Here is a 15,884-nt window from a genome sequence, read left to right on the forward strand (position 1 = left end):
GCATGGGCGACGGGTACAACGTCAACATCGGGCAGCTGCGCTCGCACGCGGCCAACGTGGACGCGATCAAGGACCGGTTCGCCGCGGTGAAGTCCGCCAGCGCGAACATCGTGCAGGACGACCAGGCCTACGGCCTGCTGTGCGGCTGGATCTCCGGTGTCCTGGAGGGCCGGCACGGCAAGCAGGACGAGCTGATCGCGTACGTGGAGGAGAACCTTTCGCTCCTCTCTGAGGAGCTGCGCGCCAGCGGCGACGACTACCAAGCCCTCGACGAGGAGCACGCCGGCCTGATCCGTTCGAGCGGCGGGGAAATGCCATGACCGACAAGTCACTGGTCGCCTCGGTCTCGTCGTCCCGCGAGGCGTGGACGGGCGCCGGGCTCGCGGACAGCATCGATGGCCTGGCCGACGCGATCAAGTCCGAAGGCTGGGTCGACGACGCGCTGGCCGGCGCGGGCCTGGCGGTCGAGGTCGCGGCGAGCGCGCTGGACCCGATCAGCGCGCTGCTGTCCAACGGCCTGGGCTGGGCCATGGAGTACTTCGAGCCGCTGCGGGAGATGCTCGACGAGCTGACCGGCGCGCCGGACGTCGTCCAGTCCCACGCCAAGACCTGGAACAACATGGCCACCGAGCTGGGCGCCATGGCCACCGATCTCGAAGCGCACCTCAAGGAAGACCTGCCCGACTGGATCGGCACGGCCTCGGACGCCTACCGCGGCATGATGGCCAACAACGTCGAGGCCATCGGTGGGCTGGCCGCGATCTCGGCGGCGATGGCGGCGGCCACCGAAGGCGCGGGCGGCCTGGTGGAGCAGACCCGCGAGATCGTCCGCGACCTGATCGCCGATCTGGTGGCCAGGGTCATCGTGTGGGCGGTGGAGGCCGTCTTCGTGGTGACGATCCCGGTCGTCGCCGCGCAGATCGCCGCGGCGGTGGTCAAGTGGGCCGCGCGGATCCTCACCTACACCACGTCGCTGATCACCAGCCTCACCAACCTCACCAAGCTCCTCGACGAGTAGGCGTCCATGGCGAAACCCAAGAATCCGCACGGGGACGGCGGCGACGGTGGCACCACCGGAAAACCCCCGCAGAAGCATGGCAACATCGACGCGGGCAAGGGCATCTCCAGCGCGCAGCAAGCCACCGCCCAAGCCGCGCAGAACGGCCGCCCAGGCGGCTCCGGCGGCAAGCAACCGGGCAACAACAACAACAACCCGCCGTCGAACAAGCCCACCCCGCCGCCCAAGCCGACCGCCCCGCCCAAGCCGGACGACATCCACCACAGCGACGCCTCCGAGGCGCACATCGTCGGGGGCGACGGCGGCCGGCAGGGCGGCCACATCGCGGGCACCGGGCTCTCGAAGAAGACCGAGTTTCCTCAGAGCTGGGATGGTCCGAAGATCCTCGACGCGTCGCACCAGGTCACGCAGCAGGGGCCGCCGTCGAAGGGCCCGTACCTGACCAAGGACGCCGACGGCAAGAAGGCGTGGGCCTACGACTACACCGGCACGGTCGACGGCGTCACCGTCAAGACCACCGTGCTCGCCGACGGCGAGATCCGCACCGCGTACCCGCCGAACAGCGCCGACCCGGGCGTGATCACCAACCCGCCGGCGCCGAACCCGCAGCCGAAGGGCGTGCCGGTGAGCGACCCGCCTCGCTACAGTCACCCCGACATCGGCGGCGATGGCAGCTGGACGTGGGAAGGCCCGAAGGGCGACAAGATAATCAGAGTCGTCCAGGACGCCCAGGGCAACGTGACCAAGACCGAACTCGGCGATTACCAGAAGAAGAAGTGAGCGCCATGGATGTGAAGACCTACGCCGCGGTCACCGACGTGTGCGCGCGGCTCGCGGGCCGGCTGTCCGACGACGCCCTGGGAGTCGTGCGCGACCAGTACGCCGCCGGCGAGTCGGACCTGGCCGAGTCGACGCTCCTGCTCAACCTGGAGGGCGAGGGCGTCGGCATCACCCGCGAGGAGCAGGACCTGATCCGCTCCACACTGGACGACCCGGGCAACCCGGACCTGGACGACGTGCCGGTCGTCGACGCGGTGCCGCCGCTGCGGTACCGCTTCAGCCCGGCCGGCCCCGAGGCCGCGCCCGACCCGAGCCGAGCGGACATCGTCCTGTCGACGGACGCCCCGCGCCACGGCGGCCACCGCCTGCGCCGCGCCTGGCGCGAGCCGCTCGCGGGAGCCCAGGACGCGGCGGCGTGGGTTTACGTGCTGCAGGTGGCCGAAGGCACGGACGAGCTCAGCGCGTACGCGGGCCTGTCCTCGCGGCTGTGGGTGGCGCTGAAGGAGAAGTGGCCGCTGGAGGTGGTGGTGGAGGGCAAGCAGCTGCCGCAGTACCAGGCGGCAGCCCTGACCGCCGCCCACCAGATCTGGCCGGCCTGACCGCCCGGAAGACCGACACGGAACCACTCACGGCCCCGTTCGTGATCTCAACGCTCGGCGGCTGGCCGGTGGACGAGCGCTGCCGTCCGGCGAGGCCCCGCGCCGAGGGTCGCCATCGCGACGGCAGACGCGAGCAACAGCGCCGCCCGGAGGCTCCACAGGTCGGCGAGCGCCCCGAACAACACCGGTCCGATGATGGCGCCGACCCCGAGGAACAGGACCGTCCCGGTGAATCCGACGGCCGGCCGGTCCGGGAAGACGAGGTAGCTCCAGACCGCGAGGAGGCCCGACGTGGCCATGAAGGCGAAGCCGTAGGCGATCGCGGAGATCCCGATCGCGGGCCACCAGCCCGGGGCTGCGGCGATCAGGGCGGTCGCGACGCCGAGCGCGCTGAACAGCAGTGCGTGGGAGCGCCGCAGTCCGAGCCGGGCGAAGATCCGCCCGGCGCCGATGGCCGTGATTCCGGCGATACCGAGCAGGGTCCAGAAGACCAAGCCTGCGGTCGCCTCCGCGGCTCCGGATATCGCGGCCACCGCGAACGTCCAGTACACCGCGCCGACGACGCCGTAGGACAGCGCCGTCGAGTAGAGCGCGGCCGTGCCCGGGCGCAGGAAGAACCGCAACGACGTGCGGCCCGCCATGCGCGGTGCGGGTTTCGTGCCGCGCAGCAGCCACGCGTTGCAGGCGGTGGCGAGCACCGCGATGCCGCAGAACGCAGTCCAAGCCCCGCGCCACGTGCCGACTCCGGACAGCGCGAGCCCCCCGGCCGCGGTGATCGCGAACGCGGTCCCGCTCGGGATCGCGGCGAGCAAGGCGGGGCGGCGGGCGGGGGCGACCAGCTGATCGACGGCGTCGGAGTACGGGGACCAGGCGAAACCGGAGCTGGCCCCGGCCACGGTCACGCCGGCGAGCAGCTGCCACGGCTGCTCCGCCAGCACGACCAACGCCATTCCCAGTGCGGCCGATACCCCGGCGGCGATCACCAGCGGGCGCGGCCCCAGCCGATCGGCGAGCATTCCGACGGCGGCCAGCGCGAGCGCGTAGCCGAGGTAGGCACCGCTGGCGATCGCCCCGGACGCTCCCACCGAAAGGCCGAACACCTCGCGGATCTGGGGTTCGAACAGTCCGTACCCGTAGCGGGCGAAGCCGTAGGACACGCCGATCATGGCGATCGCGGCCCCACCCAGCCGCCACTCGGCCGACCCGGCGTTCACGAAGAACCCTTGCGCCCGGGAGCCGGGCGCACCCCGTGGCGAATGCCGTGACCTGCGTGCATCCCAGAACCGAAGTCGCGGATGAACGCGCCCAGCCGCCGCAGCACCCGTGCCATGAATCCCCCTCTACACTGGTCTGTAAAGTTCGATCCGAACCGTAAGGTACACAGACCTGTGAACACAAGGGGGCCGGCCGATGTCCGCGACCGCAGGCGATGAGGTGCGCCTGACACCGGGCGCCAAGCGCATCCTCGACGTCGCAGCCGAGCTGTTCTACTCGCGAGGCATCAACGCCGTCGGCGTCGACACCATCGCCGCCGAATCCGGTGTCACCAAGCGGACCCTCTACGACCGCTTCGGGTCGAAGGACGGCCTGCTCGTGACCTACCTGAAGGCGCGCGACCGGCGCTGGCGCGAGCTCGTCGAAGCCCGCCTGGACGCCGAGGCCGACCCGGTCCGGCGCGCGCTGGTGCCGTTCGACGTGCTCCCCGAATGGCTCCCGCAGAGCAGCCGGGGGTGCAGCTTCGTCAACGCCTTCGCCGAACTCCCCGAACCCGACCACCCGGGGCGACAGCTGATCGTCGCCGAGAAGCAGTGGCTCCGGGACCTGTTCCGCGACCTGCTCGCCGAAGCCGGCGCCAAGAACCCGGAGGATCTCGCCGTGCAGCTGCTGAGCCTGCACGAGGGCGCCATCGTGAGCTACTCGATCGCCGGCGAATCCTCAGCCGCATCGATCACCCGCGCCGCCGCCGAAGCGCTCGTGCGGCAGGCGCTCGGCTGACGCGGAAAGGGCCGTCACAGGCAGATGTTCAGCGTGTAGCCGTAGTGGTAGCGGAGCCCATCGGAACTCGCCGGACAACCGACGGGGAGCAGCTCGCCGCTGAGCGGCGGGATGACGACCGCACCCCAATCCGCGGCATCGTCGACGCACACCTCGTCGAGGCTGATCGAGGTCCCGCGTTCGCCCGAGACGACGGGGACGAGCGTGAACCCCTTCTGCCCGTCGACGCGCTGGAACCAGTGGTCGCAGGCCCAGCGCAGCTCGTCGGCATCGGTGGCGACCAGTTCTTCGTAGAACCCGGAAGAGCCGCTGACCGAGTCGAGCTCGACGAGGTAGTAGCTGTACGCGTCCCCCTGCGGCTCCGAGTCCTCGCCGTCGACCACTTCGCGCAGCACTGCCAGGCCGGTGCGGGCGCCCGGGTCGTCCGGATCAGCGGCCAGGACCCGGCCGTACAGCTCCGCCGCCTCGTCGCCGCGAGCGGCGACGGCCTCGTCGACGTCGTCGTCCTCGTCCAGCGCGGAATCCGTCTGCTGCATGAAGTCGATCTGCTGGACGAGGCGTGCCGCCAGCAAGTTGGCCGCGACGCGGTCATCCCGGTCCGCGGCCAGCGCGGCGCGCAACCAAGGCTCCCCGGGCCAGTATTCCTTGAAGTCGTCCGCCTCCGCCGCCACCGGCAGGAGGCAGCTGAGCCGACCGAACTCCCGCGCGGCAGCGGGATCCCTTGCTTCGGCTTCGGCCCGGAGCCGCGAAAACCGTTCTTCCATCTCCACAAGCCGGAATCGTAGAACCCGAATCCCGCCCACCGGTTCGGGTCGTGAGTGTTTTTGGTTGCTATAACAGCACAAAACACTCACGACCCCCGCACGTCAGCCGCGCAGCGACGCGAAGAACTCCTCGACGTCGCGGACGTACAGGTCCGGCTGCTCCATCGCCGGGAACGTTCCGCCGCGGTCGTACTCCGTCCAGCGCACGATGTTGTTGATGCGCTCCGCGAACGGGCGGACCGGCGCGAGGATGTCCTTCGGGAACACCGCGACGCCGTGCGGCACGGTGCCGTTCCGCAGCTCCGCGATGACGCCTTCCTCCTCCGCCTTCGAGGAGTTGTCCGGAGTCTCCACAAAGGACCGAGCCGCCGAGCCCGCCGTGTTGGTGAGCCAGTACAGCATCACCGTCGTCAGGATGCGGTCGCGATCGATGGCGTCCTCCGGGGTGTCCGCGCAGTCCGTCCACTCCTTGAGCACGCCGACGATCCAGCCCAGCAGCCCGATCGGCGAGTCCGCCAGCGAGTACGCCAACGCCTGCGGCTTCGTCGACTGGATCAGCTTGTAGCCGTAGAGCTCGTCGGTGTAGCGCTGCCACGCCCCCATCCGCGCGTGGTCGGCCTCGGTGAGCCCGGCCATCTCCGCCGGATCGCCGCCCGGGAACGTGATCATCCCGTTGGTGTGCAGGCCGATCACGTTGTCCGGTGCGAGGATCGCCAGCTCGCGGGAGATCCACGTGCCCCAGTCGCCGCCCTGCAGGCCGTACCGCTCGTAGCCGAGCCGGCTCATCAGCTCGGCCCAGGCCCGCGCGACCCGGGCGGCGCCCCAGCCGACCGAGCGCGTCGGCCCGGACAGGCCGTATCCCGGCAGCGACGGGATGACCAGGTGGAACGACTCGCCGAGCGGCCCGATGACGTCCAGGTACTCGGCGATCGAACTGGGCCAGCCGTGCGTGATCAGCAGCGGCAGCGCGTCCGGCCGGGACGACCGGACGTGCAGGAAGTGGATGTTCTCGCCGTCGATTTCGGTGGTGTACTGCGGGAATTCGTTCAGCCGCGCCTCCTGCGCCCGCCAGTCGTAGCCGCTGCGCCAGTACTCCGCCAACTCCCGCAGGTAACCCAGCGGCGGGCCGTAGCTCCAGCCCTGCCCGGGCACCTCGTCGGCCCAGCGGACGCGGGCCAGCCGGGCCCGGAGGTCGTCCAGGTCGTGCTGCGGGATGTCGAGGCGGAACCGGGTGATGTCGCGAGAGGCCATGCACGCTCCTTCGTACGTTGTACGGTACTAGATACGCGCAACGCCCCGGCTTTGTTCCCGAACCCGCGGAAAATATTTCGAGGGGCGCCCCACCGGGGACGCCCCTCGAACATCGGACCAGGTCAGCTGCCCATTTCCTCCAACGAGCGCCCCTTGGTCTCCTTCAGGTACTTCACCACGAACACCACCGAGATCAGCGCGAACGCGGCGTAGATGAAGTAGGTGACCGGCAGGTTCCAGTCCCGCATGCTCGGGAAGCTCACCGTCACAAGCCAGTTCGCGATCCAGTTCGTCGCGGTGCCGACCGCCAGCGCGGCGGCCCGGATGCGCACCGGGAACATCTCGCCCAGCAGCACCCACATCACCACGCCCCAGGAGGCGGCGAAGAACAGCACGAAAGCGCTCGCCGACACCAGCGCGACGGCGCCCCACTGGAACGGCAGGTGCGCCTCCTCGCCGACGACCTCGGCGAAGCTGAACGCCCACCCGGTCACGGCCAGCGACACGGCCATCCCGAGCGAACCGATCACCAGCAGCGGCTTGCGGCCGATCTTGTCGACCAGCGCGATCGCGACGAACGTGCCGACGATGTTCACGATCGACGTGAACAGGCTCAGCAGCAGGGAACTGCTCTCGTCGATGCCCACCGAGTGCCACAGCGACGACGAGTAGTAGAAGATGATGTTGATCCCGACGAACTGCTGCAACGCCGCGATGGCCATCCCGACCCACACGATCGGCAGCACCCCGAACCGGCCCCGCAGATCGCTCAGCCGCGGCTTGCGCTCGCCGCCCAGCGCGGCCTTGATCTCGGCGACCTTCGCGTCCGGATCACCGGAGTCGACCTGCGCCAGGATCTCCCGCGCCCGGTCGACCTTGCCGACCGCGACCAGGTACCGCGGCGACTCTGGAATCGTCGAAGCCACCACCAGGTAGATCACCGCGGGGACCGCGGCCACCCCGAGCATCCACTGCCAGGCCTGCAACGGCCCGAGCATCCCGGAAGCACTGCCGCCGGCGGCCTGCGCCAGGGCGTAGTTGACCAGCTGCGAAACGGCGATCCCCAGCACGATCGCCAACTGCTGCAAGGACCCCAACCGCCCGCGGTACGCGGCGGGCGCGACCTCGGCGATGTAGGCGGGCGCGATCACCGACGCGATGCCGATGGCGACGCCGCCGACGACCCGCCAGATGGCGAGGTCCCAGATCGCGAAGGGCACGGCCGAAGCGACGGCGCTGATGATGAACAGGACCGCGGCCAGCTGCATGACCCGGATCCGGCCGACCCGGTCGGCCAGCCCGCCGGCGATCCCGGCGCCCACCGCGGAACCCAGCAGCGCCGAGGAAACGGTCAGGCCGGTCAACGCGGAACCGACGTTGAAGTGCTGCTGGATGGCGTCCACGCCGCCGTTGATCACCGAGGTGTCGTAGCCGAAGAGGAACCCGCCGAGTGCCGCGGCCCCGGCGATCATCACGACGTGCCCGAGGTTCTCGTTGGCAGTGCCCGAGGCGCGCGACTGCAATGCGGACATCGAGTACTCCTGCTGCCCGCTCGCCGACCCCGCCCCGTTGCGGGATCGTTCCAGAACGCCGGGCGAGGGGGATCGTAAGTTCTGAATCCCCATCTTGCTTACTCGATTCAGGGTGAACTAGCTCACCGTCACCACAAGCCGGGACGACGCGACGCAAAACAGACACCACCAGGGAAAACGCCACCCGGCGCGTGTCGAGATGATTACCTGTCGTGATCACCTGCCCTCTCAGGAGCCCGACATGGACACACCGGAAAAGCTGCACGCGTGGCTGATCGAGGACCGCGAATACGCCCGGCACGAGGAGCGCCGCGGCAGGCGTTTCGCGTTCCCCACCCTCGACCCGCCCCGGACGGCCCTGGTGGTCATCGACATGGTGCCGCTCTTCGTGTCCGGCAACCCCTACTGACGAGGCATCGTGCCGAACATCGGCCGCCTGGCGCGCACCGTCCGGAAGACCGGCGGCACGGTGGCATGGGTGCTACCGGCGACGACCGAGCCGACGCAGACGGCCCAGGAGTTCTACGGCCCGGAAGCGGCCGAGGCGTACCGCGCCGCAGGCGGAACGGGCCCGCTGGCGCAGCGCCTGTGGCGGGAGTTCACGATCCACGACGACGATGTGCTCGTCGAGAAGTCCGCGCCCAGCGCCTTCTTCCCCGGCCGGTGCGTGCTGCCAGAACTGCTGGAACAACGCGGAATCGACACGGTCCTGATCGCAGGCACGGTCACCAACGTCTGCTGCGAATCCTCGGCCCGCGACGCGAGCACACTGGGCTTTCGCGTGATCATGGTCGCGGACGCCAACGCGGCAGGCCGCGACGCGGACCACAACGCCACGCTGCACACCATCTACCGGTCGTTCGGCGATGTTCGCGCGACCGCCGAGGTGGTGGCGATGCTCAGCGACGGGTGTCGGTGCGCCGGAAGTTGAGGTGCGCCCGCGACGGCGTCGGCCCGCGCTGCCCCTGGTAGCGCGACCCGGCCTCCTTCGAGCCGTACGGGAAGTCCGCGGGGCTCGACAACCGGAACAGGCACAGCTGACCGATCTTCATCCCCGGCCACAACGTGATCGGCAGATTGGCCACGTTGGACAGTTCGAGGGTGATGTGACCGGTGAACCCGGGGTCGATGAACCCGGCGGTGGAGTGCGTCAGCAACCCCAGCCGGCCCAACGAGGACTTGCCCTCCAACCGGCCGGCCAGATCATCGGGCAACCGCACCGACTCGAACGTCGACCCGAGCACGAACTCACCCGGGTGCAGCACGAACGGATCGTCGTCGGGCGTCTCCACCAGCGACGTCAGCTCGTCCTGCTGCTTCGACGGATCGATGTGGGTGTACCGGGTGTTGTCGAAGACCCGGAAGAAACGATCCAGCCGGACGTCGATGCTCGACGGCTGGATCAGGGCGGCGTCGAACGGATCAAGTTCGAGGCGGCCCTCATCGAGCTCTTTGCGCAGGTCCCGGTCACTAAGCAACACGCCCCCAGCGTATCGGCAACCCGGTGATGATCTTCGCGCCCCACCGTGTTAGGCTGACGGAGCTCTTCGGGAGAGCCGATGAGGTACGCGGATGTAGTTCAATGGTAGAACATCAGCTTCCCAAGCTGAGAACGCGGGTTCGATTCCCGTCATCCGCTCAGAGCTGGGAGCCCTGTGTTCGCGGAATTCGCGAACACAGGGCTCTTCGTCTTTGCATGGGGGGCCGAGCCCCCCAAACCCCCCACGGTGCGGTGGTCACCCTTTGCCGGCTCCTTGCGGATGGAGCGTTCCCGGCCTGCTCATCGACCAGCCTTTTCGTTGCTCGTCGATTCGGTTGTTGGGCTCGGACGCCGCCGTGGTTAACGGTGCGGATCGGTGGTCAGTAGGTCGTTTATGGCCTTGGCGATGCCTTTCTTGTCGTAGCTGTTGGTGGGCATGGTCGCCGCATGGGCGTGGCGCACGACTCCGTCCCGGTCGATCAGCAGGCTGCCGGACTGCTGGATGGCCCCGAACAACTTCTTCGCCAGCCCGACGGCCTCGTGCGGCGTGCCGCGCTGGCCGGTCACCACGCGAAACGGCAGCTCGCGCTTTGCTTGCCAGGCCGCTGCTGCGGCTCGGCCTTCGGGGACCGCAACCAGGACGCGCACGTTGGCGGCCGTCAGATCGGCGGCACGCCCGGCGAGGTCTTTGACGTGGTTGTTGCAGACGGGGCAGGTAGTCGAGCGCATGAAGTAGAGCAGCACGTTGTCCGTGCCGTGGTAGTCCGCGAGGCGGACGGCATGCCCTGCGGTGTCCTCCAGTGCGATGTCAGGGGCGGGTGGATCCGGTTTCGAGCATGGGGGCTCCTTGTGGCGACTCGGTCGGCGGACGTGCAGCGACAGAAGTTCGGGAATGGACTGGGTGGCGAGGGATGGCTATCGATCGTGTTGCTCGAGGAGACTCGGGTCTTGCAGCAACTGGCGGACCGTCGCCCGGGCCCGGGACAGCCGGGACTTCATCGCGGGCGTGCTCAGGCCGAGCACTGCGGCGACTGCCCGGCCCGAATAGCCCTGGATGTCCCTCATGATCAGGACGCGACGCTGGTCGGCGGGCAACTCGGCGACCGCTGCAGCAACCCGTTGCGCCTCCAGCCGTTGCATGACGTCGTCCTCCGCCGAAACCATCGTGCCGAGACGCACTAGGACGTCGCCGCGCAACGCCCGGCGGACCCGGCGCAGGCATTCATTGCGCACGATCCGGAACATCCACGGCACGAGCGCACCGGAGGCCCGCAGAGTGCCGATCTTGCGGTACAGAATGATCAGCGCTTCCTGCGCGGAGTCCTCCGCGTCCTCCGGCGAAGCGCACAGAGCGCGCGCGAAGCGCTGCACGTGCGGGTGCGAATCCGACACCAGGGCACCCCGTCCTGTGCGGCAACGATCAAAGACTCCCGGGGCCAACTGGCCTCAGCCATGTCTAGCTCCCCACCAACGCAGGACCGGCCTGGACTACGACGACACTCACGGCAACCTCCTCCGGCGCCGGGCGTGTCCCGGCCCTTACAAGAGCCGGTACGTGAGCCAAAGGATTCAGCCTCCGCCAGTGATCGCCATCACACGACGCCATTCGCGTCGATGCCGGCCTGCCAGCCCGTGCCCGTGGACACGACGGCCACCCTCAGCCGCCGATCGAAACCGGCGATGACCAGGAAGCCCAACGGACAGGGCTCCCAGCGGCAGCCGTCCGACGAGCGCGCCGTTGATGCCGCTGGTCCTGGAGCTCGCTGCCGCACCGCTTCCGGTCCTCGCTGATCAAGGCCAGAAGAACCGCGCTGGAGGGGAAGCACCGCTTCCTCGGCCGCGAGGGCCGGTTCAGTCCATGAGGTCAGCGGCTTCCAGGAATCCGAAGATCGCCGCGAGGCCAAAGATCACCAACAACCCGATCCCGACCGGCCCGCAGCCTGCGGCTTTCCCCAGCCGAGCCAGCGCCACGCCGCCCACGACGATGATGAGCAGGAACAGCATTCCGGCCACGATTCACCTTTTCCCGGACGGCAGCATCCAGCCGATCACGACGATCGCGCAGAACGCAGCGACGATGCCCGCCGTCGGGTTTTGCGTCCCGATGACGAGCACGGTGACGACGGCTCCGACGATGATCAGGGCCCGGATGGTGGACGCGGTCCTGCCCTTGCGCTGCGCGGCTGCTTCAGCCGCCATCCGCGCCCGCATGTAGGCCATGTACTCGGCGTCGAACGAGGACTCTTCCTCGGTTTTCGGCGATTTCCAGTTGATCGTGTAGTCGCCACTAACACGACCGATCTGCGACACCGGCCCCTCGAAGGTTCCCCCGGAAATCTCGTTCTCGACGCTCTCGTCCTCGTCGCGTCCGTCCCCCATGTTCCGATGCTAGGCCTTCCGGCCGTCGCACGAATCCGCTCATCAGCGCAACTTCGCGCAGGCGAACCCAGACCGGACGATGGCGTGCGGGTCATGGCGCCCACCGCCCGAGGCGGGATGCACCTACTTCCACAACACTGTCACCACAGCCGCGTTCCGGCTCTGGCCGCGCTGGTCGTCAATGCCTCGCGCCCAAGGCGTCAGCCCTCTTCCGCAGCTCGGCGGCAACGTCGTCCCAGTCCGGGCCATGCAGGTGGAGACTGTCTGCCGCCTCCCGCATCAGCAGTGGCTCGTCAGGCCGCTGGAGCAGAACGAGCCGGTATGCCAGGTTGCGAATCCACACGGGGAGGTACCCATCGACCAAGTGAGGAGACAGCCCCCGCAGCACCGCCAAGATGCTGCGCCAGCGCGGTATCACCGAAGCCACGCTCTACGTCAACAATCGCCCTTGTCCCGGCGAACTCGGGTGCGACACCACACTGCCTGCGCAACTGTCCGAAGGCACTCGCCTTACGGTCAACTGGCCGGGCGGATACCAGGTCTACGAGGGAACGGGAGAAGGACTCCAGCGATGACGTTCACCGTTATGTACCACCCCGACGAAGCCCCCGCCGAGGTCACCACGGTTGTCGAACTCGATGCTCTCCTCGACCGCGTGACCGCCGACGCCATCGAGGAAGATGTTCCCACCTACGCCGAAATCGTCACCGCCGACCGCCAGCACATTCTGCAAATCGGGCTCGGCCAGCCTGACTACAGCTCGCTGATCTACTGCGACAAACCAGCCGACATCCTTGAAGCCAGCAAAGGCACAGTTCCAATGCCCGACGACTCCGGATTCGACTACGGCGGAATCTGGACCGACGCCCCGATCGACTCCGCAATCCCAATCCCCACTGCCCGGCAAGCCGCCCGGACCTTCCTTTCCAGTGGCGGGGACCGCCCCACCAACCTCGAGTGGCAAAAGCCCGAGTACGGCCAGCCGAACCAACTTGCCCCGAATGACCTGGCCTGACGTGACAACGAGGCTTGGGATCCATCCGAGCATCGACTGCCGGCGACCTCGCCGCTTCGGCGCCGGGGCGTCCCGGTCAGAGGAGGCGGGTGCCGTTCGGGACCTGGTGGTCGAAGCCCGCTAGGACCACGCTGTTCTGCTCGTCGTGGGCTCCCGTTACCAGCACTTCGGACTTCACTCCCGCGATTCGCTTCGGCTCGAAGTTGCACACGCACAACACCTGGCGGCCGATCAGGGCTTCCGGTTCGTAGTGGTCCGTGATCTGCGCGCTCGACGTCTTGCGCCCCAACTCGCCGAGGTCGATGGTCAGGACGTATGCGGGCTTTCGCGCCTTCTCGTTCGGTTCCGCCTGCACGATCGTTCCCACGCGCAGTTCCACCTTCTCGAAGTCTTCCCACTCGATCGGCGACATCCGACACCCTCCTGTTTGGACGGATGGCAGCGTACTCCGGTGGCTCGACACCACCGGAATACGTCGACCGTTGGCAGACCGCGGACTTCGGCTAGCGGCTCAGAAGTCGAAGACGACTCCGGTCTCGACCGTCAGGGCGCAGCTGTTCGGGTAGGTCTCGGTGAAGCTCACCGTCCGCCCGCGCCAGTTCCCCTCCAGCTTCGCCGTGACCGGCTGGTACTGGAGGGTGCAGGCCATCGCCGGCTTCGCCGTCATCAGGCGGAAATCCGCCCCGACCGCGTCCAGGTCGCTGCATGCCTTCGCCGCGTTCTTGTGCGTGCCGCCCGCCGGGTGGCAGGTCAGGACCGCGTTGCCGAGCGCCGCTCCGCGGCCGTTGTCCAGCGAAAGCCGGACCGTGCTGGGGGTTTCGCCCTGTGCCGGGGCCACCGCCGCGACCGTCGCCATCGTTCCGGCGGTCAGGGCAGTGGCGAGCAGGACGCGACGGGTGAGTTTGGCCAACAACTTCCGCAACCTTTCGATCAGAACTGTGCGCGAGCGCGCTGGGCATCGGGGAGTGCAGGCCGAGGTGCGCCTACCCAATAAGATCCGGGAACGTTTCCGGATGAACGTCCGCCGCAGCGGATGCAGAGAACATTACTGGACTACTTGGCGTAATAATCATTAGACCAAAAGAGTTAATGATTGAATTTTTACGGGTAAGGCTCAGTTCAGGAGGATCTGCATGGGTGGCGGACACCGCGAGCGGTTGGGGGCGGAGTGGCAGGAGCACCGGCCTGCCGTCTTCGGCGTGGCCTACCGTCTGCTCGGCAGCGTCGCCGATGCCGAGGACGTGGTGCAGGACGTGTGGCTGCGGGCCGCCGCGGCGGACCTGGGCGGCGTCGACGACCTGCGGGCCTGGCTGGTCACCGTCGCCGCGCGGCGGTCCTACGACATCCTCAAATCCGCCCGGGTGCAGCGGGAGAGCTACTTCGGGCCGTGGTTGCCGGAACCCCTGCTGACCGGGCCGGATGCCGCCGAGCCGGTGCTCGTCGACGAGTCGGTCGGCTCCGCGATGCTGCTGATCATGGAGGAGCTGAGCCCGCCGGAGCGGGTGGCCCTCGTGCTGCACGACGTGTTCGGGCTGGAGTTCGCGCGGATCGCCGAGGTGCTGGGCGGCTCGGTGCCCGCCGCCCGGAAGCTGGCCTCGCGGGCGCGGCACCGGGTCGCCGAGGCGAGGGGCAGCGCGCCGGACGTGCCGCGCGCCGAGCTGGACCGCCTGGTCATCGCGTTCCGCGCCGCCTACGAGACCGGGGACCTCGCCGCGCTGGTCGAGCTGATGCATCCCGACGCCGTCTACCTCACCGACGGCGGCGGGCAGGTCAACGCGGCCCGCGTGCCCATCCTCGGCGGCCGGCGCATCGCCGAGGTCCTGGTCCGGGTGGGTCGCCGGTGGCGGGCCGACCGCATCGACATCGTCGAGATCGGCGGCGAGCCGGCGCTGGTGCTCCACCGCGAAGGCGGGATCCACTCCGTCGACACGTTCGGGTTCGCCGATGGCCGGATCGTCGCCTACCGGCGAGTGCTCAACCCGCGCAAACTCGCCCACCTCAAGGCGGTCACATCCGAGTAGGCCCGCTCGTCTCCCTGGTGACAGCCCAGAACCACAGGGAGACAACGATGGCACGTCTGAACCTCGGCGAAGCGGCCCCGGAGCCCTACAAGGGCTTCAAGGACGCCGATGCCGCGCTCCGCAAGGGGCCGCTCGACGACAAGGTGCGGGAGCTGGTCAAGGTCCGGGTTTCGCAGATCAACGGCTGCGTCTTCTGCGTCGACATGCACGGCCGGGAGGCGCGCCGGATCGGCGAGACCGAGGACCGGCTCCTCCAGCTGGCCGTGTGGCAGGAGTCGGAGCTCTACGACGAGCGGGAGCGGGCCGCGCTGGGCTACGCCGAGGCGGCCACCCGCCGCGAACACATCGGCGACGACCAGTGGGAGGCGCTGCGCAAGGCGTTCCCGGACGAGGCCGAGCTCGGTCACCTGGTCGCCCAGGTCGCGCTGATCAACGCGCTGAACCTCATCGGTGTCCCGCTGCAGATGAAGCCGCCGCGCCGCTGAGGCCGCGGGAGAGCTGTGTGCACTTTCTGCTGCTGTAGCAGCAGGAAGTGCACACGGGACTTCACTCGCCGGTCGGGCCGCCGGCCTGTTCCACGACGATGTCGAGCTGGCCCAGGTGGCGGGCGTACTCCTGGACGAGGTGCAGCAGCACCCTTTCCAGGGTCGCCGGTTCAGCGCCGTTCCAGCGCGGTCCCGGCTCGCCCGCCTTCTCCAGGGGCGTGATCGCCACGACTTCGGAGGTTCGCCGTCCCTGGTCGCGGAGGGCCGCCACCAGATCGTCGCAGGTTTCCTCCGGGGCCACGTACCAGCGGCCGTTCGTCCGGTCACCCCAAGGGTTTTCGAACCGACGACCCTCGAATCCCCATTCGATCCAGCGCAGTTCGGCGAAGGTCAGGTGCTTGACCAGTTCCAGCGGCGTCCACCCTGACGGGACCCGGCTGGATCGCAGCTCCGCATCCGGCAGGGCCGCCACCCTGTCGATCACGCCGCCCCGGAAGAAGTCGAGGTAGCGGAGCAGCACCTCGCCGCGCGAGGCCGCGGGATCCGTGGGTTCCGGGAACATCCG

Annotated in this window: 22 protein-coding genes, 1 tRNA gene and 1 pseudogene; 12 read left to right on the forward strand and 12 right to left on the reverse strand. The window is 68.7% G+C overall.

What is annotated here, in order from left to right; all coding sequences use genetic code 11:
- The first annotated feature begins 2 nt into the window (after positions 1–2).
- The 4 genes from AC07FN_RS27065 to AC07FN_RS27080 are packed head-to-tail and all read left to right on the forward strand — an operon-like array spanning position 3 to position 2,397.
- Complete coding sequence (locus tag AC07FN_RS27065) at positions 3–320, forward strand: type VII secretion target (protein ID WP_478398169.1); 318 nt, start codon at positions 3–5, stop codon at positions 318–320.
- Positions 317–1,018 carry a WXG100 family type VII secretion target gene (locus AC07FN_RS27070; protein WP_478398170.1) on the forward strand — a complete coding sequence of 234 codons (702 nt, stop codon included), beginning with the start codon at positions 317–319 and terminating at the stop codon, positions 1,016–1,018. Before AC07FN_RS27065 ends, AC07FN_RS27070 begins: the two co-directional genes overlap by 4 nt.
- 6 nt (positions 1,019–1,024) lie before the next feature.
- Entirely contained in the window at positions 1,025–1,798 is a 774-nt protein-coding gene (locus AC07FN_RS27075) for an EndoU domain-containing protein (protein WP_478398171.1), read from the forward strand.
- 5 nt (positions 1,799–1,803) lie between these two features.
- A complete protein-coding gene (locus AC07FN_RS27080) occupies positions 1,804–2,397 on the forward strand; it encodes a hypothetical protein (protein ID WP_478398172.1) in 594 nt (197 codons plus the stop codon).
- Between the two features lie 47 nt (positions 2,398–2,444).
- Here the strand turns inward: AC07FN_RS27080 and AC07FN_RS27085 are convergent, their stop codons facing one another.
- Positions 2,445–3,611, reverse strand: a complete 1,167-nt coding sequence (locus AC07FN_RS27085) for an MFS transporter (RefSeq protein WP_478398173.1) — start codon at positions 3,609–3,611, stop codon at positions 2,445–2,447.
- A gap of 196 nt (positions 3,612–3,807) precedes the next feature.
- On the opposite strand from AC07FN_RS27085, the gene AC07FN_RS27090 reads away from it, so the two are divergent.
- Entirely contained in the window at positions 3,808–4,392 is a 585-nt protein-coding gene (locus AC07FN_RS27090; RefSeq protein ID WP_132481953.1) for a TetR/AcrR family transcriptional regulator, read from the forward strand.
- 14 nt (positions 4,393–4,406) lie between these two features.
- Here the strand turns inward: AC07FN_RS27090 and AC07FN_RS27095 are convergent, their stop codons facing one another.
- From AC07FN_RS27095 to AC07FN_RS27105, 3 genes are all read right to left on the reverse strand, one after another.
- Positions 4,407–5,162, reverse strand: a complete 756-nt coding sequence (locus AC07FN_RS27095) for a hypothetical protein (RefSeq protein WP_478398174.1) — start codon at positions 5,160–5,162, stop codon at positions 4,407–4,409.
- Positions 5,163–5,258: 96 nt separating this feature from the next.
- Positions 5,259–6,407, reverse strand: coding sequence for an epoxide hydrolase family protein (locus tag AC07FN_RS27100; RefSeq protein ID WP_478398175.1), 1,149 nt, complete (start codon positions 6,405–6,407; stop codon positions 5,259–5,261).
- Between the two features lie 122 nt (positions 6,408–6,529).
- Positions 6,530–7,939, reverse strand: coding sequence for a sugar porter family MFS transporter (locus AC07FN_RS27105; RefSeq protein ID WP_478398176.1), 1,410 nt, complete (start codon positions 7,937–7,939; stop codon positions 6,530–6,532).
- A gap of 241 nt (positions 7,940–8,180) precedes the next feature.
- Here AC07FN_RS27105 and AC07FN_RS27110 point away from each other — a divergent pair, with 241 nt between their 5' ends.
- Both AC07FN_RS27110 and AC07FN_RS27115 read left to right on the forward strand, forming a co-directional pair.
- On the forward strand, positions 8,181–8,348 hold the full coding sequence (locus AC07FN_RS27110) for a hypothetical protein (protein ID WP_478398177.1): 168 nt from the start codon (positions 8,181–8,183) through the stop codon (positions 8,346–8,348).
- A gap of 9 nt (positions 8,349–8,357) precedes the next feature.
- A complete protein-coding gene (locus AC07FN_RS27115) occupies positions 8,358–8,870 on the forward strand; it encodes an isochorismatase family protein (protein WP_478398178.1) in 513 nt (170 codons plus the stop codon).
- Here AC07FN_RS27115 and dcd read toward each other — a convergent pair.
- Positions 8,839–9,420, reverse strand: coding sequence for a dCTP deaminase (dcd, locus tag AC07FN_RS27120; protein ID WP_478398179.1), 582 nt, complete (start codon positions 9,418–9,420; stop codon positions 8,839–8,841). The two genes, AC07FN_RS27115 and dcd, sit on opposite strands and share 32 nt — an antisense overlap.
- A gap of 87 nt (positions 9,421–9,507) precedes the next feature.
- Between dcd and AC07FN_RS27125 the strand changes: the two genes are divergently transcribed.
- Positions 9,508–9,578, forward strand: a tRNA-Gly gene (locus AC07FN_RS27125).
- Between the two features lie 201 nt (positions 9,579–9,779).
- On the opposite strand, the gene AC07FN_RS27130 is transcribed toward AC07FN_RS27125, so the two are convergent.
- The 4 genes and pseudogenes from AC07FN_RS27130 to AC07FN_RS27145 all read right to left on the reverse strand — a co-directional run bounded on the left by AC07FN_RS27130 (position 9,780) and on the right by AC07FN_RS27145 (position 11,798).
- Entirely contained in the window at positions 9,780–10,295 is a 516-nt protein-coding gene (locus AC07FN_RS27130; RefSeq protein ID WP_478398237.1) for a peroxiredoxin family protein, read from the reverse strand.
- Positions 10,296–10,334: 39 nt separating this feature from the next.
- Positions 10,335–10,873, reverse strand: a pseudogene (locus tag AC07FN_RS27135) (RNA polymerase sigma factor).
- 397 nt (positions 10,874–11,270) lie between these two features.
- The gene (locus AC07FN_RS27140; protein WP_478398180.1) at positions 11,271–11,423 is read right to left on the reverse strand and encodes a hypothetical protein; all 153 of its coding nucleotides are present in this window, start codon (positions 11,421–11,423) and stop codon (positions 11,271–11,273) included.
- Between the two features lie 12 nt (positions 11,424–11,435).
- A complete protein-coding gene (locus AC07FN_RS27145) occupies positions 11,436–11,798 on the reverse strand; it encodes a hypothetical protein (RefSeq protein ID WP_478398181.1) in 363 nt (120 codons plus the stop codon).
- Positions 11,799–12,193: 395 nt separating this feature from the next.
- Here AC07FN_RS27145 and AC07FN_RS27150 point away from each other — a divergent pair, with 395 nt between their 5' ends.
- Together AC07FN_RS27150 and AC07FN_RS27155 are read left to right on the forward strand one after the other, a co-directional pair.
- Complete coding sequence (locus tag AC07FN_RS27150) at positions 12,194–12,373, forward strand: DddA-like double-stranded DNA deaminase toxin (protein ID WP_478398182.1); 180 nt, start codon at positions 12,194–12,196, stop codon at positions 12,371–12,373.
- The gene (locus AC07FN_RS27155; RefSeq protein ID WP_478398183.1) at positions 12,370–12,813 is read left to right on the forward strand and encodes an Imm1 family immunity protein; all 444 of its coding nucleotides are present in this window, start codon (positions 12,370–12,372) and stop codon (positions 12,811–12,813) included. Before AC07FN_RS27150 ends, AC07FN_RS27155 begins: the two co-directional genes overlap by 4 nt.
- Positions 12,814–12,889: 76 nt before the next feature.
- Here the strand turns inward: AC07FN_RS27155 and AC07FN_RS27160 are convergent, their stop codons facing one another.
- Together AC07FN_RS27160 and AC07FN_RS27165 are read right to left on the reverse strand one after the other, a co-directional pair.
- Positions 12,890–13,225, reverse strand: a complete 336-nt coding sequence (locus AC07FN_RS27160) for a tRNA-binding protein (protein ID WP_478398184.1) — start codon at positions 13,223–13,225, stop codon at positions 12,890–12,892.
- 99 nt (positions 13,226–13,324) lie between these two features.
- On the reverse strand, positions 13,325–13,735 hold the full coding sequence (locus AC07FN_RS27165; RefSeq protein WP_478398185.1) for an SSI family serine proteinase inhibitor: 411 nt from the start codon (positions 13,733–13,735) through the stop codon (positions 13,325–13,327).
- Between the two features lie 211 nt (positions 13,736–13,946).
- On the opposite strand from AC07FN_RS27165, the gene sigJ reads away from it, so the two are divergent.
- Together sigJ and AC07FN_RS27175 are read left to right on the forward strand one after the other, a co-directional pair.
- Complete coding sequence (gene sigJ, locus AC07FN_RS27170; RefSeq protein WP_478398186.1) at positions 13,947–14,834, forward strand: RNA polymerase sigma factor SigJ; 888 nt, start codon at positions 13,947–13,949, stop codon at positions 14,832–14,834.
- Positions 14,835–14,881: 47 nt separating this feature from the next.
- Positions 14,882–15,319 carry a carboxymuconolactone decarboxylase family protein gene (locus AC07FN_RS27175; RefSeq protein ID WP_132481920.1) on the forward strand — a complete coding sequence of 146 codons (438 nt, stop codon included), beginning with the start codon at positions 14,882–14,884 and terminating at the stop codon, positions 15,317–15,319.
- 61 nt (positions 15,320–15,380) lie between these two features.
- On the opposite strand, the gene AC07FN_RS27180 is transcribed toward AC07FN_RS27175, so the two are convergent.
- Positions 15,381–15,881, reverse strand: coding sequence for a DinB family protein (locus AC07FN_RS27180; RefSeq protein ID WP_478398187.1), 501 nt, complete (start codon positions 15,879–15,881; stop codon positions 15,381–15,383).
- Between the last annotated feature and the right edge of the window lie 3 nt (positions 15,882–15,884).

Source organism: Saccharopolyspora sp. NPDC045941 (assembly GCF_056431445.1).

Coding starts and splice junctions, on each gene's coding strand:
- AC07FN_RS27065 (WP_478398169.1), top strand. CDS start 3: ATGGGCGACGGGTACAACGTCAACATCGGGCAGCTGCGCTCGCACGCG.
- AC07FN_RS27070 (WP_478398170.1), top strand. CDS start 317: ATGACCGACAAGTCACTGGTCGCCTCGGTCTCGTCGTCCCGCGAGGCG.
- AC07FN_RS27075 (WP_478398171.1), top strand. CDS start 1,025: ATGGCGAAACCCAAGAATCCGCACGGGGACGGCGGCGACGGTGGCACC.
- AC07FN_RS27080 (WP_478398172.1), top strand. CDS start 1,804: ATGGATGTGAAGACCTACGCCGCGGTCACCGACGTGTGCGCGCGGCTC.
- AC07FN_RS27090 (WP_132481953.1), top strand. CDS start 3,808: ATGTCCGCGACCGCAGGCGATGAGGTGCGCCTGACACCGGGCGCCAAG.
- AC07FN_RS27100 (WP_478398175.1), bottom strand. CDS start 6,407: ATGGCCTCTCGCGACATCACCCGGTTCCGCCTCGACATCCCGCAGCAC.
- AC07FN_RS27105 (WP_478398176.1), bottom strand. CDS start 7,939: ATGTCCGCATTGCAGTCGCGCGCCTCGGGCACTGCCAACGAGAACCTC.
- AC07FN_RS27110 (WP_478398177.1), top strand. CDS start 8,181: ATGGACACACCGGAAAAGCTGCACGCGTGGCTGATCGAGGACCGCGAA.
- AC07FN_RS27140 (WP_478398180.1), bottom strand. CDS start 11,423: ATGCTGTTCCTGCTCATCATCGTCGTGGGCGGCGTGGCGCTGGCTCGG.
- AC07FN_RS27145 (WP_478398181.1), bottom strand. CDS start 11,798: ATGGGGGACGGACGCGACGAGGACGAGAGCGTCGAGAACGAGATTTCC.
- AC07FN_RS27150 (WP_478398182.1), top strand. CDS start 12,194: ATGCTGCGCCAGCGCGGTATCACCGAAGCCACGCTCTACGTCAACAAT.
- AC07FN_RS27155 (WP_478398183.1), top strand. CDS start 12,370: ATGACGTTCACCGTTATGTACCACCCCGACGAAGCCCCCGCCGAGGTC.
- AC07FN_RS27160 (WP_478398184.1), bottom strand. CDS start 13,225: ATGTCGCCGATCGAGTGGGAAGACTTCGAGAAGGTGGAACTGCGCGTG.
- sigJ (WP_478398186.1), top strand. CDS start 13,947: ATGGGTGGCGGACACCGCGAGCGGTTGGGGGCGGAGTGGCAGGAGCAC.
- AC07FN_RS27175 (WP_132481920.1), top strand. CDS start 14,882: ATGGCACGTCTGAACCTCGGCGAAGCGGCCCCGGAGCCCTACAAGGGC.
- AC07FN_RS27180 (WP_478398187.1), bottom strand. CDS start 15,881: ATGTTCCCGGAACCCACGGATCCCGCGGCCTCGCGCGGCGAGGTGCTG.